At 70.3% G+C, this 15769-nt stretch carries 14 protein-coding genes; 4 read left to right on the top strand and 10 right to left on the bottom strand.

What is annotated here, in order from left to right; translation table 11 throughout:
* Positions 1–46 precede the first annotated feature (46 nt).
* The 3 genes from ACGFNV_RS28190 to fasR form a co-directional block, all read right to left on the bottom strand.
* Positions 47–1114 (bottom strand): ketoacyl-ACP synthase III, encoded by a 1068-nt coding sequence (locus tag ACGFNV_RS28190; protein ID WP_393626004.1) that lies wholly within the window; start codon positions 1112–1114, stop codon positions 47–49.
* Positions 1115–1131: 17 nt separating this feature from the next.
* Positions 1132–2043 (bottom strand): ACP S-malonyltransferase, encoded by a 912-nt coding sequence (locus ACGFNV_RS28185; protein WP_393626003.1) that lies wholly within the window; start codon positions 2041–2043, stop codon positions 1132–1134.
* Between the two features lie 89 nt (positions 2044–2132).
* Positions 2133–3338 carry a fatty acid biosynthesis transcriptional regulator FasR gene (gene fasR, locus ACGFNV_RS28180; protein WP_393626001.1) on the bottom strand — a complete coding sequence of 402 codons (1206 nt, stop codon included), beginning with the start codon at positions 3336–3338 and terminating at the stop codon, positions 2133–2135.
* A gap of 30 nt (positions 3339–3368) precedes the next feature.
* Between fasR and ACGFNV_RS28175 the strand changes: the two genes are divergently transcribed.
* Complete coding sequence (locus ACGFNV_RS28175; RefSeq protein ID WP_393626000.1) at positions 3369–4079, top strand: pirin family protein; 711 nt, start codon at positions 3369–3371, stop codon at positions 4077–4079.
* Here ACGFNV_RS28175 and ACGFNV_RS28170 read toward each other — a convergent pair whose 3' ends face one another.
* Together ACGFNV_RS28170 and ACGFNV_RS28165 are read right to left on the bottom strand one after the other, a co-directional pair.
* Positions 4080–4901, bottom strand: a complete 822-nt coding sequence (locus tag ACGFNV_RS28170) for a serine hydrolase domain-containing protein (protein WP_393625998.1) — start codon at positions 4899–4901, stop codon at positions 4080–4082. It lies immediately after the preceding gene.
* Positions 4902–4920: 19 nt separating this feature from the next.
* The gene (locus ACGFNV_RS28165) at positions 4921–5391 is read right to left on the bottom strand and encodes a GNAT family N-acetyltransferase (protein ID WP_393625997.1); all 471 of its coding nucleotides are present in this window, start codon (positions 5389–5391) and stop codon (positions 4921–4923) included.
* A 96-nt stretch (positions 5392–5487) separates the two neighbouring features.
* On the opposite strand from ACGFNV_RS28165, the gene ACGFNV_RS28160 reads away from it, so the two are divergent.
* A complete protein-coding gene (locus ACGFNV_RS28160) occupies positions 5488–5973 on the top strand; it encodes a MerR family transcriptional regulator (RefSeq protein WP_393625995.1) in 486 nt (161 codons plus the stop codon).
* Positions 5970–6986, top strand: coding sequence for an aldo/keto reductase (locus ACGFNV_RS28155; RefSeq protein WP_393625993.1), 1017 nt, complete (start codon positions 5970–5972; stop codon positions 6984–6986). The genes ACGFNV_RS28160 and ACGFNV_RS28155 overlap by 4 nt, the downstream gene beginning before the upstream one ends.
* A gap of 7 nt (positions 6987–6993) precedes the next feature.
* Here ACGFNV_RS28155 and ACGFNV_RS28150 read toward each other — a convergent pair whose 3' ends face one another.
* The 3 genes from ACGFNV_RS28150 to ACGFNV_RS28140 all read right to left on the bottom strand — a co-directional run bounded on the left by ACGFNV_RS28150 (position 6994) and on the right by ACGFNV_RS28140 (position 9878).
* Positions 6994–7851 (bottom strand): DUF4429 domain-containing protein, encoded by an 858-nt coding sequence (locus ACGFNV_RS28150; RefSeq protein ID WP_393625991.1) that lies wholly within the window; start codon positions 7849–7851, stop codon positions 6994–6996.
* 57 nt (positions 7852–7908) lie between these two features.
* Positions 7909–9126, bottom strand: coding sequence for an alpha/beta hydrolase (locus ACGFNV_RS28145; RefSeq protein WP_393625990.1), 1218 nt, complete (start codon positions 9124–9126; stop codon positions 7909–7911).
* Positions 9127–9251: 125 nt separating this feature from the next.
* Positions 9252–9878: a TetR/AcrR family transcriptional regulator gene (locus ACGFNV_RS28140; RefSeq protein ID WP_393625989.1), complete on the bottom strand. Its 627-nt coding sequence runs from the start codon at positions 9876–9878 to the stop codon at positions 9252–9254.
* A gap of 66 nt (positions 9879–9944) precedes the next feature.
* Between ACGFNV_RS28140 and ACGFNV_RS28135 the strand changes: the two genes are divergently transcribed.
* Positions 9945–11561: an MFS transporter gene (locus ACGFNV_RS28135; RefSeq protein WP_393625988.1), complete on the top strand. Its 1617-nt coding sequence runs from the start codon at positions 9945–9947 to the stop codon at positions 11559–11561.
* A gap of 452 nt (positions 11562–12013) precedes the next feature.
* On the opposite strand, the gene ACGFNV_RS28130 is transcribed toward ACGFNV_RS28135, so the two are convergent.
* Positions 12014–12751, bottom strand: a complete 738-nt coding sequence (locus tag ACGFNV_RS28130; protein ID WP_393625986.1) for a potassium channel family protein — start codon at positions 12749–12751, stop codon at positions 12014–12016.
* 78 nt (positions 12752–12829) lie between these two features.
* Positions 12830–15562: a pyruvate dehydrogenase (acetyl-transferring), homodimeric type gene (aceE, locus tag ACGFNV_RS28125; RefSeq protein ID WP_393625985.1), complete on the bottom strand. Its 2733-nt coding sequence runs from the start codon at positions 15560–15562 to the stop codon at positions 12830–12832.
* Positions 15563–15769: the final 207 nt, after the last annotated feature.

The raw sequence follows: 15769 nt of genomic DNA, 5'->3' as shown, positions 1-15769 counted from the left end.
GTTGGTGCATGTCCCGTACCGGACCGAATGATCCGGCACGGAGTGCCTAGGGGAGGGTAACGACAGTGGCGGCGTACACGAGACCCGCCCCGAATCCGATGACGAGCGCGGTGTCGCCGCTCTTCGCCTCACCGGTCGCCAGGAGCCGCTCCATCGCGAGCGGGATCGAGGCGGCCGAGGTGTTGCCGGTGGTGCGCACATCACGGGCGACGGTGACGTGCTCCGGCAGCTTCAGGGTCTTCACCATCGAGTCGATGATTCGCTCGTTCGCCTGGTGCGGGATGAAGACGTCCAGGTCGCTCGGGTCGATTCCGGCCGCGTCCAGCGCCTGCTGGGCGACCTTCGCCATCTCGAACACGGCCCAGCGGAAGACCGCCTGGCCCTCCTGGGTGATCGCGGGGAACTTGACGTTGCCCTCGCTGTCGAGCGGTAGCTTGCCGACGTCGCCGGTGGGGGTCCCCCCGCTCGAGCGAAGTCGAGAGTGGGGGAGGTACTCGTTCCACGGCACCGTCTGCTTGATCGTCTCGGACTTGTCGCCCTCGGAGCCCCATACGGTCGGGCCGATGTGCGGCTCCTGGGACGGGCCCACGACGACCGCGCCCGCGCCGTCGCCGAACAGGAAGGCCGTCGCCCGGTCCTCCAGGTCGGTCAGGTCGGACAGCCGCTCGACGCCGATGACGAGGACGTACTCTGCGGACCCCTCGACGATCATGCCCTTGGCGAGCGTGAGCCCGTACCCGAACCCCGCGCACCCGGCCGAGATGTCGAAGGCGGCGGCCTTGGCGGTGCCCAGCTTGTCGGCGATCTCGGTGGCGACGGCAGGGGTCTGCTTGAAGTGCGAGACCGTCGAGACGATCACCCCGCCGATCTGCTCGGCGGAGATCCCGGCGTCGGCGATGGCCTTACCGGACGCCTCGATCGACATCGCGGCGACCGTCTCCTCGTCGGAGGCCCAGTGCCGGGTCTCGATGCCGGACCGCGAGCGGATCCATTCGTCGGACGAGTCGATCTTCTCCAGGATCACCTCGTTCGGCACGATCCGGGTCGGGCGGTAGCCGCCCACGCCGAGGATCCGCGCGTACGGGGCGCCCTTGCTTGCCTTGATCTTCGACATTGCTCTCGGGCTCCCTTTCAGGCGTGCTCTGCGATGAGCTCGCGAGCGGCGTCGAGGTCGTCGGGGGTCTTCAGGGCGAGCGTCGCGACGCCGGGAAGCGCCCGCTTGGCGAGGCCGGTGAGGGTGCCGCCGGGGCAGACCTCCAGCAGGGCGGTGACGCCGAGCTCCTTGAAGGTCTCCATGCACAGGTCCCAGCGGACCGGGTTGGCGACCTGGCCGACGAGACGGTCGAGGACCTCGGCGCCGGCGGCGACGGCCTGTCCGTCCCTGTTGGAGACGTAGGTGACCTTCGGGTCGGCGGGCGCGAGTTCCTTGGCGGCCGCGGCCAGCGTCTCGACCGCGGGGGCCATGTGCCGGGTGTGGAAGGCGCCGGCGACCTTCAGGGCGACGACACGACGGACGCCCTCGGGCTTGTCCGCCTCCAGCGCGGCGAGCTGCTCCAGCGTCCCGGCGGCCACGATCTGGCCCGCGCCGTTGACGTTCGCCGCGGTCAGGCCGAGCTTCTCCAGGTGCGGGACCGTCACCTCGGGGTCGCCGCCGAGCAGCGCCGACATGCCGGTCTCGGTGATCGCGGCGGCCTCGGCCATCGCCAGGCCACGCTTGCGTACGAGGGTCAGCGCGGCGGTGTCGTCCAGCACGCCCGCGAAGGCGGCGGCGGTGATCTCGCCGACGCTGTGACCGGCGACGGCACCGGGAACCACCTCGCCGAGCGCCGAAGCCGACAGCAGGCCGGCCGCGACGAGGAGGGGCTGGGCCACCGCCGTGTCGCGGATCGCGTCGGCGTCGGCCTGGGTGCCGTAGTGGGCGAGGTCGAGACCGATGGCGTCCGACCACGCGGCGACGCGGTCGGCGGCACCGGGGAGGTCGAGCCAGGGGGTCAGGAAGCCGGGCGTCTGGGCGCCCTGGCCGGGAGCGACGAGTACGAGCACTCTCACACTCTCTCTTGAGGGCGGCCACGGCCGCCCGTGGGGACAGGGACGAAGAACAGCAGGGGGTTTTGTGCGGTCCCGACAAAAGGCTAGGGCTGTGAATCTCCGTCGGCCAGACGCCCCAGGATCAGCGCGATCCGCAACGTGAAGGCCGAGCGTACATCGGATGGCGACCATCCGGTGACGTCAGTCACACGTCGAAGCCGGTAGCGCACGGTGTTGGGATGGACGAACAACATCCGGGCCGCGCCTTCCAGACTGCTCGCCTGTTCGAGATAGACCGAGAGCGTTTCCAGGAGCGCGGAGCCGGCCTCCTCCAGCGGTCTGTAGATCTCCTCCACCAACTGCTCACGGGCGCTCGGGTCACCGGCGATCGCGCGCTCCGGCAGGAGATCGTCCGCCAGCACCGGCCGCGGGGCGTCCTGCCAGGCCGAACACGCCTTCAGCCCGGCCGCGGCGGCCTGTGCGGACCGGGTCGCGGCGAGCAGGTCGGGCACGACGGGCCCCGCGACGACGGGTCCGGCGGCATACGGGCCGATCAGCGACTTGGCCACGGCGAGCGGATTGTCGCTGCCGCCCGCGATCACCACGAGCCGGGCACCGAGCACCCCGGTGAGCACCTGGAGCTTGGCGTGCCGGGCGGCGCGCCGGATGGCCTCGACCGTCAGTTCGCTGTCCCCGTCGGGCGCGGTGCCCAGCACCACACATACGTGCTCGGGCGAGTTCCAGCCGAGGGCGGCGGCCCGGCTCACCGCCCCCTCGTCGGCCTCACCGCTCAGCACGGCGTTGACGACGAGCGACTCCAGCCGCGCGTCCCACGCGCCGCGGGCCTCGGCGGCCTGCGCGTACACCTGCGCGGTCGCGAAGGCGATCTCCCGCGCGTAGACCAGCAGCGCCTCACGCAGCACGTTCTCGTCGCCCGGCGCCGCGACCTCGTCGATCGCGCTCTCCATGACCTCGATGGTGGTCCGCACCATCTCCACGGTCTGGCGCAGGGTGATGGCCCTGGTCAGCTCGCGCGGCGCGGTCCCGAAGACATCGGTGGAGATGGCCTGCGGGGCGTCCGGGTGCCGGAACCACTCGGTGAAGGCGGCGATACCGGCCTGGGCGACGAGCCCGATCCAGGACCGGTTCTCGGGGGGCATGGCCCGGTACCACGGCAGCGTCTCGTCCATCCGCGCGATGGCCTGGGCGGCGAGACTGCCGGACGACTTCTCCAGTCGCTTCAGCGTCGCGGCATGCGCGTGGACGTCGTGTGCTGCGGCTTTACTGGCGGTGGCTTCGGGTTCGGGCACGGGACAAGACTGCCTTATCGGGACGGCCACATGCGTCGCCGGGTGGGGTGGGCGACCGGCCACCGGGTCTACGGTGGTCGGGTGATCGACGTACGGCGCGCCGGTGAGCGCTACCGAGGTGGGGAAGCCGAGGCGGGAATCGAGTCGTTCCATGCCTTTTCCTTCGGCCCCCACTACGACCCGGACAACCTCCGCTTCGGGGCGGTGATCGCCTGCAACGAGGAGCGGTTGGCGCCGGGCGCCGGGTTCGACGAGCATCCGCACAGCCACACCGAGATCGTGACCTGGGTCGTGGAGGGCGAGCTGACGCACCACGACTCCACGGGACACGAGACCCGCGTCCGCCCCGGCGACGTGCAGCGCCTGAGCTCCGCGGGTGGCGTCCGACACGTGGAGCGCAACGACGCGGACGTCCCCCTGACCTTCGTGCAGATGTGGCTGGCGCCGCTGAGCCCCGGCGGCGACCCCTCCTACGAGATCGTCCACGGCATCGCCGACTCCACCCCGTACGCGGTCCCCGAGGCCGGCGCGATGCTCCACGTCCGGCGGCTGGGACCGGGGGAGCGGACGGCGGTCCCGGACGCGGCACACGTGTACGCCCACGTCGCGCGCGGCGAAGTGACCCTGGCCGGCGAGCGGCTGGGCCCGGGTGACGCGGCGCGGATCACGGACGCGGAGGGACTGGAGGCGGTGGGTGTGACGGAGGGGGAACTGCTGCTGTGGGAAATGGCTCAGGGGTAGTCAGCGGGCGGACTCCGCCAGCACCGCGTCCGTGAACGGCGGCCACGCCTCGACCGCCCAGGGCCCGAACGCCCTGTCGGTCAGCGCGACGCACGCCAGTCCCGCGGCCGGGTCGATCCACAGGAACGTACCGGACTGGCCGAAGTGCCCGAACGTACGCGGTGAGGACGAGGCTCCCGTCCAGTGGGGGGACTTGGCGTCGCGGATCTCGAAGCCGAGGCCCCAGTCGTTGGGGTTCTGGTGGCCGTAGCCCGGCAGGACGCCCTTCGTGCCCGGGTACTGCACGGTCATCGCCTCCGCCACCGTGCGCGGATCCAGCAGCCTCGGCGCCTGCACCTCCGCCGCGAACCGCAGCAGGTCCTCGACCGTCGACACGCCGTCCTTCGCGGGGGAGCCCTCCAGCGAGGTGCCGGTCATGCCGAGCGGCTCCAGCACCGCCTGCCGCAGATACTCCGCGAACGGGATGTCCGCCGCCTTCGCGATGTGGTCGCCGAGCTGCTCGAACCCGGCGTTGGAGTACAGCCGCCGCTCACCGGGCGGCGCCGTCACGCGGTGCTCGTCGAAGGCCAGCCCCGAGGTGTGCGCGAGGAGGTGACGGACCGTCGACCCGGGCGGCCCGGCCGGCTCGTCGAGCTCGATGGCCCCCTCCTCGTACGCGACGAGCGCGGCGTACGCGGCGAGCGGCTTCGTGACCGAGGCCAGCGGGAACCGCTGTCCGACCGGCCCGTGCACACCCGCCACCGTGCCGTCCGCGCGCACGACACCCGCCGAGGCGGTGGGAACCGGCCAGTTCTCGATCAACGCGAGGCTCTTCAACGACATGCCTCCGAGCCTATGTGGCTCAGAGCCGCAGCTCCATCAGCGGGTCGGGCTTGGGCGCGAAGCCAAGGGAGGCGTACAGCGGCTCGGCGTCGGCCGAGGCGGTGAGGTGGACCTGCCGGGCGCCACGCTCGCGGAACCACTCCAGCAGCGTCTCCATGCACGCGCGCGCGTACCCCCGGCGCCGCGCGTCCGGGTCGGTGGCGACGCTGAAGACGTAGCCGATCGTGCCGCGCGGGTTGCCGGCCCGCCCGATCCGGTACTCGATCGTCCCGACCGCCAGCGCGGCCAGCGCCCCGGGCCGCTCGGGGTGGTCCACCACGAAGGCCGCGAACTCCCCGTCCGGCTCGGCGAGTCGGACCGCCAGTTCCGGCCGGGACTCCGCCTGCCAGCCGGTGGAGGAGTCCGCCCCCGCCATCGAGTCGATCATCACCTGACGCAGCCGCAGTACTTCGGCGACGTCCTCGGGCACGGCACGGCGTACGAGACTCATACGCGCACGCTAATCGCAGTGATCACGCCACGTCCCACGGTTTTCTCACCTGTCCCGCTTGCTTGGAGTGCACTCCAAGGTTCTAGCGTGGGGGTCATGACGGTGATGCAGACCACGCCCGTGACCACCGAGGAACCCCCCGCCCCCGCCGACGTCTGTTCCGCCCCGCCCCGGCGCCACCCGCGCCCCGAGGGACGGGACAAGTACACGATCAGCGAGGTCGTCGCCTTCACCGGCCTGACGGCGCACACCCTGCGCTGGTACGAGCGGATCGGGCTGATGCCCCACATCGACCGCTCGCACACCGGCCAGCGCCGCTACTGCAACCGTGACCTGGACTGGCTCGACTTCGTCGGAAAGCTGCGGCTGACCGGCATGCCCGTCGCCGACATGGTCCGGTACGCCGAGTTGGTGCGCGAGGGCGAGGACACCTACGGCGCGCGGCGCGAGCTGCTGGAGGCGACCCGCAGGGACGTGCTCACCAGAATCGCCGAACTCAACGACACCCTCGCGGTGCTCGACCGCAAGATCAGCTTCTACACGGACGCCGGGCGCCCGAAGGAAGCGGAGAGGACACGATGACCGACAGCACGATCCCGACGGCACGACTCGGCACCGACGGCCCCGAGGTGGGCGTCCAGGGCCTCGGCTGCATGGGCATGAACTTCGGCTACGGCCCCTCGGACGCGAACGAGTCCCGGGCCACCCTGGAGAGGGCCCTGGAGCTGGGCGTCACCCTCTACGACACGGCGGACGCGTACGGCGCCGGCGAGAACGAGCGCTTCCTCTCCCCGTTCTTCAAGGCGCACCGCGACGAGGTCGTCATCGCGACCAAGTTCGCCCTGGCGATACCCCCGGACGACCCGACCCGGCGGATCATCCGCAACGACGCGCCGTACATCCGCGAGGCCGTCGAGGCGAGCCTGAAGCGGCTGGACGTCGACGTGATCGACCTCTACTACATGCACCGCCGCGACGTGAACGTCCCGATCGAGGAGACCGTCGGCGTCATGGCCGACCTCGTCCGCGAGGGCAAGGTCAAGCACCTGGGCCTGAGCGAGGTCACCGGCGACGAACTGCGCGCCGCCCAGTCCGTCCACCCCATCGCCGCCGTCCAGTCGGAGTGGTCCCTCTTCAGCCGCGACATCGAGCCCCAGGTCGTCCCGACGGCCCGCGAGCTGGGCGTGACCCTGGTCCCGTACTCCCCCCTCGGCCGAGGCTTCCTCACCGGCTCCTTCACCAACGCCGACCAGGACCTCACCCCCGACGACTTCCGCCGCCAACAGCCCCGCTTCACCGGCGAGAACGCGACGACCAACGCGGCACTCCTCGAGCCGATCCGCGCGGTGGCCGCGTCCCACGACGCCTCCCTCGGCCAGATCGCCCTCGCCTGGGTCCACCACCGCACGACGGCCCACAACCTCCCGGTGATCCCGATCCCGGGCACCCGCAGGCCGACGAGGGTGGAGGAGAACGCAGGGGCCACTCGCATCGTGCTGAGCGAGGAGGACCTGTCGTTGCTGGAGCCGATAGCGGCGAAGGTGGCAGGCACCAGGTACGCGGACATGAAGTTCGCGTCGGCGGGCAGGGAGTAGCCGAAAGCTAGAGCTCAGCCAACAACTCGGCCTTCTTGGAGGAGAACTCCTCGTCCGTCACCAACCCGGCCTGATGCAGCTCCCCGAGATGCCGAATGCGCTCGGCGATGTCCGCAGGATCCCGGCGCGGCACAGCCGCAGCCGGGACAACCGCCGGCCCCGCGGAGCGCACCGCCGCCAACACCGCCGCGGCGAACGGCAGCGACTCATGCACGGGCCCGTACCCCAGCCCGAACACCACCGCTGCCGGATCCTGGTCGGCCTGCGCCGGCGCGCCGTCCCTGCCCAGCAGCCGCAGATGCCCTTCGAGGGCCTCCGGTGAGCGCCACTCGACCCCGCTGAGGTCGGCGACCTGGAAACTCTGGTCGCCGGCCTTCCACTTCGCGGAGGACGCGCCCGTCCAGAACCACCGGAAATGCACGGTTCGTCCGTCGAAGGACGCCTTCCCGTCGTACGCCTTGAACTGCATCGGCGCCTCGGGCGGCGCCACCAGATACCGCTCGGCGGGCCCCGGTTCGGTGTCCGTCAACTGTGCCCGCAGCTCGTCGGCGTAGTACTCAGCGAGCGTCTCCCGCTCGGCCGGCAGCACCAGCCGGTACGGGTCGCACCCTTCCTTCAGCTGTCCCGCGGCCGCATCCATCAGCGGATCCGCGCCGGGCCGGGGCTCGGCGCGCAGGACCACGGTCCCCCGTCTGCCCGGGGTGAGTGTCACTCCCGCGATCGCCCGCAGGGGGATGCGGCGCTCACCGAGCGCCTGGAACAGCTTCGGTGTTCGTATCCCCCGTTCGTAGCGGATGAGCACGGAGTCGGACTCGAACTCCCAGGCGGCATGAAATCCGGCCAGTACGTCACCCATGCGGCTCATCGTATGCGGCACAAGCTCCTCCGTCGCCTCCCCGCGCACACCGCAGTTTCTGCGCCTCTACGCGCGTCCGACCGCCGACGTGTCGGACAAACCCACTCGGCATGCGTCACTATTGTTCGCGCACTGCACGGCCCCGTATGCGCCAACCCCGATCTCGGCGAAGTTGCGCAGGCTGTCCGTGCCCGGTTCGAAGTAGCCGGCGTGTCCCCGCGCTTCCCGTGCCGACAGCACGCGCGCGCCGAACGCGGCCGACACCGGGTCCTCGCCGTGTCCGAGGCCGCCGACCTCCAGGTAGGGCACGTCCTGCACCCAGTCGTCGGCGTCCCGCATCGCCCACACGCGCGCGGTGGTGTCCAGGTGCTCGGCGTCGGGGACCCGCATGCCGGGGCTGCCGGCCACCGCTATGTCGGCGACCCGGGACGGCAGTTCGTGTGCGGCGACCCCGCACACCACGGAGCCGTAGCTGTGGCAGAACAGCGACACCGGCGAACGGCCGGGCAGCGCGCGCAGCAGGGCGTTCAGCCGGACGGCGCCGCTCTCCGCGCGCATCGCGGTGGCGGAGTCGATGCCGAGTCCGGCGGGGGTGGTGTAGTCGGCCCAGGCGATCACCGCCGTGCGCGTGCCGCGGTTCGCCGCGCGCTCGGCCGCGTACAGGGCCTGGCCCATGCCGACCGGTGCCGAGAACCTGCGGTTGGTGCGCTGGAAGGTGAGCAGGTCGGTGTCGACGCCGGGGACGACGACGGAGATCCGGCGCGCCTTGTCGAGGTCGCCGAACACCTCGGCGGCCCGGCCGGAGCCCTCGGGGTCGAAGGCGAGGATCTGGCGGTCGGCGCTCATCATCGACTCGAAGCGGTGCATACGGCGGCCCGCCTCCTGCTGCCCGGACTGTGTGAGTCTCGGGTCGTGCATGCGCTTTCGCTCGGCGGCGCGCGCCTGGGTCAGCGCGATGCGGTTGGCGCGGTAGCGCAGTTCGGCGGGGGCGCCGTTCATGTTGCCGACCGCGAGCGGGTAGCGGCGTGCGAGGGACGCGCGCTGGGCCGCCGTGAGCGAGGCGAAGAAGTCGGAGAGCCGGGCGGGGGCCGCGTGCGGGTCGGGCAGGTGGTGCCCGGCGACCTTGCCGTGTTCCCAGGCGGTGAGGGAGGCCTGGAGAGCGGTGTCCTCTCGCTGGTTGCGCAGCGCGGTCCAGCCGGTGGTCGCCAGCATCACGAACACCACGGCCAGGGCGAGCAGTGCGCGCCAGACGTTGAGTTGCGGGGAGGTGTCGAAGGAAGTCACTGGGAGGACACACTAAGAGAACGAGAGGGTCTCGCGTTAACCAAGTGACGGGGATCACGTTTCGTGCTACGTGACGGTGGCCTCAGTGTGCGCGTGAAGTGACCCGAGCGTGTGCGTGAGTGACCTCAGCGTGCACGCCAGTTCTCCGTGAGCGCCGGTCCCACCCGTTCGAGGTTCGAGATCGTCAGCGTCCGCATCGCGTCCAGGCTGAAGTCCACGCCCGCGGCCCACTGACGTTCCGTCAGCCGCATCACCCCGCCGAAGACGGCCACCGTCAGCCGCGGGCGCGGGTCGGCGTCCACGTCGACGCCCTCGCGCTCGGCGAGCACGTGCGCGATGGTCTCCTCGACCTCGACGGACCGCCGCAGATGGGCGGCGAGCAGGACCGGGCTCGACTCGATCACGTGGTACATGCGCAGGTACTGCTCGATCGGGACGACGGACTCGATGATTTCGTTGAGGGTGTCCCAGCCCTCGACGACGGCCTGCCGCATCGCCTCCAGGGGCGCCTCGTGCGGTGGGCGCTCGCGCACCGACTCCACGAACCGCGCGACCGCCATGTCCTGGAGGGCGAGCGCGGCCTCCTCCTTGCCGGCGAAGTAACGGAAGAAGGTGCGCTGCGAGACGTCGACGGCGGCGGCGATGCCGTCGACGGTGGTGCGGTCGTACCCCTGGGAGACGAACAGTTCCACGGCGGCCCGCACCAGCGCGTCCCGGGTGCGCTGTTTCTTGCGTTCGCGCAGTGTTTCCATAGGTGTCAGTTACTGACTTGTGAACTCGTTTGTCAATTGTCAGAGGCTGTCACTAGCCTCGCCGGTATGACTAGTCAGACCACCATCGACACGACGGGGCCGGGGGACAAGGCATCCGCCTCGTCGGAGCCGGCACCGGCTCGCGGCCTGCGCGGCCATCCCTGGTTCACCCTCATCACCGTCGCCGTCGGCGTCATGATGGTGGCCCTCGACGGCACCATCGTGGCCATCGCCAACCCGGCCATCCAGAAGGACCTCGGCGCCACCTTCGCCGAGGTCCAGTGGATCACCAACGGTTACTTCCTCGCCCTCGCGGTCTCCCTGATCACCGCGGGCAAGCTCGGTGACCGCTTCGGTCACCGGCAGACCTTCCTCATCGGCGTCGTCGGCTTCGCCGCCGCCTCGGGCGCGATCGGCCTCTCCGACAGCATCGCGCTGGTCGTCACCTTCCGTGTCTTCCAGGGCCTGTTCGGCGCGCTGCTCATGCCGGCCGCGCTCGGCCTGCTGCGGGCCACCTTCCCGGCCGAGAAGCTCAACATGGCGATCGGCATCTGGGGCATGGTCATCGGCGCCTCCACCGCGGGCGGCCCGATCCTCGGCGGTGTCCTGGTCGAGCACGTCAACTGGCAGTCGGTCTTCTTCATCAACGTGCCGGTCGGCGTCATCGCCGTCGTCCTCGGTGTGCTGATCCTCCTGGACCACCGCGCCGAGAACGCCCCGCGCTCCTTCGACCTCCTCGGCATCGGCCTGCTCTCGGGCGCGATGTTCTGCCTGGTCTGGGCCCTGATCAAGGCCCCGACGTGGGGCTGGGGCGACGGCAAGACCTGGGCCTTCATCGCCGGTTCGGTGCTGCTCTTCGCGCTCTTCGCCTTCTGGGAGACGAAGGTCAAGGAGCCGCTGATCCCGCTCGCCCTCTTCCGCTCCGTCCCGCTCTCCGCGGGCGTGGTCCTGATGGTCCTCATGGCCATCGCGTTCATGGGCGGCCTGTTCTTCGTCACGTTCTACCTGCAGAACGTGCACGGCATGAAGCCGATCGACGCCGGTCTGCACCTGCTTCCGCTCACCGGCATGATGATCGTCGGCTCCCCGCTCGCGGGCGCGATGATCACCAAGGTGGGCCCGCGGATCCCGCTCGCCGGCGGCATGGCGGCCACCGCCATCGCCATGTACGGCATGTCCACGCTGGAGACGGACACCGGCAGCGCCGTGATGTCGCTGTGGTTCGCCCTGCTCGGCCTCGGCCTCGCGCCGGTCATGGTCGGCGCCACGGAGGTCATCGTCGGCAACGCCCCGATGGAGCTCTCCGGTGTCGCCGGCGGCCTCCAGCAGGCGGCGATGCAGATCGGCGGCAGCCTCGGTACGGCCGTCCTGGGTGCCGTGATGGCCTCCAAGGTCGACAGCGACCTGCCCGCCAACTGGAAGGGCGCGGGTCTGCCCGACCTCACCCCCGCCCAGCTGGACCAGGCCTCCGAGGCGGTCCAGGTCGGCGTGGCTCCGGTGGCCAAGGGGACCCCGGAGGCGATCGCCGCGAAGATCGCGGACGTCGCCCACGACACCTTCATCTCCGGGATGAGCCTGGCCTCCCTGGTCGCCGCGGGCGTGGCCGTCGTCGCCGTCTTCGTCGCCCTGCTCACCAAGCGCGGTGAGAACGCGGACGCGGGCGCGGGGGTCGGTCACATCTGACACGCACCGGCGCACATACCTGACGGGATTTCAACAGAGTTCCCCTATCAGGGTGACTTCGCTAAAGATCCCTCCCCTCCGGCACGCTCCACGGGTGACAGTGGGACAGCTCCCACGGGCCTGGACGCGCTGCCGGAGGGGGACAGCGCGCCCAGGTCCGTGGAATTCGGGTGATTGAGCCCCGGATCGCGGGTACCCGCCACAGTGAACCCCGGTTGAGCCTTCAACTGACCCCGGGGTTCTGGGAGTTGATGATGGCGAGTTTCGGACACGGAACGCGCGGGTGCCCCCGGCCACGTGGCCGGACGAGGTCAGGGACCGGGCCGGACCGCGCGACGCTGCCCCGCACTCCATAGCTGCGGGCATGCGTGCCGCCTGGGGCGGCGCGGGTGGGCACAGCGGCGCCCCGCAAGCGCGGGCGGGCTGACCCACCCGGCCGGCCCCACCCCAGCTCACTGTCTGACGGACCGCTCCTGCAACGCCGCGACCTCGGCCCGCAGCGCCCGGACTTCCTCCGTGAGCGCCCGAATGGCCTCCGTCTGCTCCCGCTCCTCCACGTCGTCCTTCTCGAACCGCTCGATGAACCACGCGGCGATGTTCGCGGTCACCACACCCAACAACGCGATCCCGCTCAACATCAGCCCCACGGCGATCAACCGCCCCACCCCCGTGGTCGGCGCGTGATCCCCGTATCCCACGGTCGTCATCGTCGTGAAGGACCACCACACCGCGTCACCCAGCGTGCGGATGTTCCCGTCCGGCGAGTCCCGCTCCACCGACAGCACGGCCAGCGACCCGAACATCAGCAGCCCCACCACCGCCCCGCCGACATACGTCGTCAGCTGGATCTGCGAGGCCATCCGCGCCCGCCGCCCCACCAGCAGCAGCGTCGACACCATGCGCAGCAGCCGCAACGGCTGGATCAGCGGCAGCACGACCGCGCACAGGTCCATCCAGTGGGTACGGACGAAAGTCCGCCGGTCGGGCGTCAGCACCAGCCGCACCAGGTAGTCCGCGGCGAACGCCCCCCACACCAGCCACTCGACCATGGTGCACGCCACCGTCAGCGAGTGGCCGGCCGACGAGTCCACGATCGGCACGGCGTAGGCGATGGCGAACACCACGGCGAGGGCCAGCATCGGCCGCTGGGTCAACTGTTCCCACCGGTCCTGCGCCGTTCTTCGTTGCATGGACGCATCGTAAAGAATGAGTAAGGGGTGGTGGGGCCGTCGGCCCACACCACCCCTTGATGCGCTATGCGCTCCGCGCTACGCGTCGCCCCCGGCCGCCCCCGGGTCCGCCGCGGACACGTCGAGCAGCTGGTACCGGTCGATCGCCTGCTTCAGCACCGAGCGGTCCACCTTCCCCTCCTTGGCCAGCTCGGTCAGCACCGCGACCACCACCGACTGCGCGTCGATGTGGAAGTGCCGCCGCGCGGCACCCCGCGTGTCGGCGAACCCGAACCCGTCGGCGCCCAGCGACTGGAACGTCCCCGGCACCCAGCGCGCGATCTGGTCCGGAACCGCTCGCATCCAGTCGGAGACGGCCACGAACGGGCCCTCGGCTCCGGTCAGCTTGCGTGTCACGTACGGGACGCGCTGCTCCTCCTCGGGCCGCAGCAGGTTGTGCTCCTCGACCGCGACGGCGTCGCGCCGCAGCTCGTTCCAGGAGGTCGCCGACCACACGTCGGCCTTCACGTTCCACTCCTCGGCGAGGATCTTCTGCGCCTCGACGGCCCACGGGACGGCCACGCCGGAGGCGATGATCTGCGCCGGGATCGAGCCCGCCGTGCCCTCGCTGAAGCGGTGGATGCCCTTGAGGATGCCCTCGACGTCCACGTTCTCCGGCTCGGCCGGGTGCTGGATCGGCTCGTTGTAGACGGTGAGGTAGTAGAAGACGTCCTCGCTGTCGGGACCGTACATCCGGCGCAGACCGTCCTTGACGATGTGCGCGATCTCGAAGCCGAACGCCGGGTCGTACGCCACACAGCCCGGGTTCGTCGACGCCAGCAGCTGGGAGTGGCCGTCCGCGTGCTGAAGGCCCTCACCGGTCAGCGTCGTACGGCCGGCGGTCGCGCCGAGTACGAAACCGCGCGCCAACTGGTCCGACATCTGCCAGAACTGGTCACCGGTGCGCTGGAAACCGAACATCGAGTAGAAGACGTACACCGGGATCAGCGGCTCGCCGTGCGTGGCGTACGCCGAACCCGCCGCGATCAGCGAGGCCGTGCAGCCCGCCTCGGAGATGCCGTCGTGGAGCATCTGCCCGGTCGGCGACTCCTTGTACGCGAGCAGCAGGTCGCGGTCCACGGACTCGTACTGCTGGCCGAGCGGGTTGTAGATCTTCGCGCTCGGGAAGAACGAGTCCATGCCGAACGTGCGGTACTCGTCCGGCGCGATCAGCACGAACCGCTTGCCGATCTCCTTGTCCCGCATGAGGTCCTTCAGCAGTCGCACAAACGCCATGGTGGTGGCGATGGACTGCTGACCGGACCCCTTCTTCACGGTCGCGTACGTCTTGTCGTCCGGCAGCGGCAGCGGCTTCGCGCGCACGACACGCGTCGGGACGTACCCGCCGAGCCCCTTGCGCCGGTCGTGCATGTACTGGATCTCCTCGGAGTCCCGGCCCGGGTGGTAGTACGGCGGCGCGCCGGACTCCAGCTCCTTGTCGGAGATCGGCAGGTGCAGGCGGTCGCGGAAGCCCTTGAGGTCGGCGACCGTCAGCTTCTTCATCTGGTGCGTGGCGTTGCGGCCCTCGAAGTTCGGGCCCAGCGTCCAGCCCTTGATGGTCTTCGCGAGGATGACCGTCGGCTGCCCCGTGTGCTCCACGGCCGCCTTGAACGCCGCGTAGATCTTGCGGTGGTCGTGACCACCGCGGCCCAGGTGCAGGATCTGGTCGTCGGTCATGCCCTCGACCATCGCGCGCAGCCGCTGGTCGTCGCCGAAGAAGTGGTCGCGGATGTACGCGCCGGACTCGGTGGCGTACGTCTGGAACTGGCCGTCCGGCGTGGTGTTCATCTTGTTGACCAGGATGCCGTCCCGGTCCTGCGCCAGCAGCGGGTCCCAGGAGCGGTCCCAGATCAGCTTGATCACGTTCCAGCCGGCGCCCCGGAAGACCGACTCCAGCTCCTGGATGACCTTGCCGTTGCCGCGCACCGGGCCGTCGAGGCGCTGGAGGTTGCAGTTGACGACGAAGGTCAGGTTGTCCAGGCCCTCGCGCGCGGCGATGGTCAGCTGGCCGAGCGACTCCGGCTCGTCCATCTCGCCGTCGCCGAGGAACGCCCACACGTGCGACTTGGACGTGTCCGCGATCCCGCGCGCGTGCATGTAGCGGTTCATCCGCGCCTGGTAGATCGCGCCGATCGGGCCGAGGCCCATCGACACGGTCGGGAACTCCCAGAAGTCCGGCATCAGCCGCGGGTGCGGGTAGCTGGACAGCCCGTACGGCGCCTTCGACTTCTCCTGGCGGAAGGCGTCCAGGTTCCGCTCGTCGAGGCGGTCGAGGAGGAACGCGCGGGCGTAGATGCCCGGGGAGGCGTGCCCCTGGAAGAAGACCTGGTCACCGCCGAGGCCGTCGTCCTTGCCGCGGAAGAAGTGGTTGAAGCCCACGTCGTAGAGGGAGGCGGAGGAGGCGAACGTGGCGATGTGGCCGCCGACGCCGATACCGGGCCGCTGAGCCCGCGAGACCATCACGGCCGCGTTCCAGCGGGTGGCGTTCAGGATCTTGCGCTCGATCTCCTCGTTGCCCGGGAAGAACGGCTCGCTCTTGGTGGGGATCGTGTTGACGTAGTCCGAGCTGCGCATCTCGGGCACGGCCACGCGCTTCTCGCGGGCCCGCTCGATCAGTCGGAGCATCAGATAGCGTGCCCGTTCCCGGCCGCGCTCGTCGATGGCGGCGTCGAGCGAGTCGAGCCACTCCTGGGTTTCCTCGGGATCAAAGTCAGGGACCTGACTCGGAAGGCCGCCAATGATGATCGGATTGCGATCGGATCCGGAAGCCACGCTGTTCCTTACCTGTCAGAGGGCACCTGCCTGAGGGCCACTTTCCGGTATGCCTGCACCGTTCCCCATCGTGGACCTCGGGGCGGAAAACGTCATCTCTACTGCGGGGTAACCACGACCTCGTACCCGCGTGCGGTTCTCAAACACACAAACAGGGCAGAAAGGTGTGGTGTGCATCACCTCGGATAGGGACGGCATGCCGTAGGT

It is taken from the genome of Streptomyces sp. NPDC048751 (genome assembly GCF_043198595.1).
In the GTDB taxonomy this organism is placed as follows: Bacteria; Actinomycetota; Actinomycetes; order Streptomycetales; family Streptomycetaceae; genus Streptomyces.
This window is presented reverse-complemented; position numbering and strand designations above follow the sequence as displayed.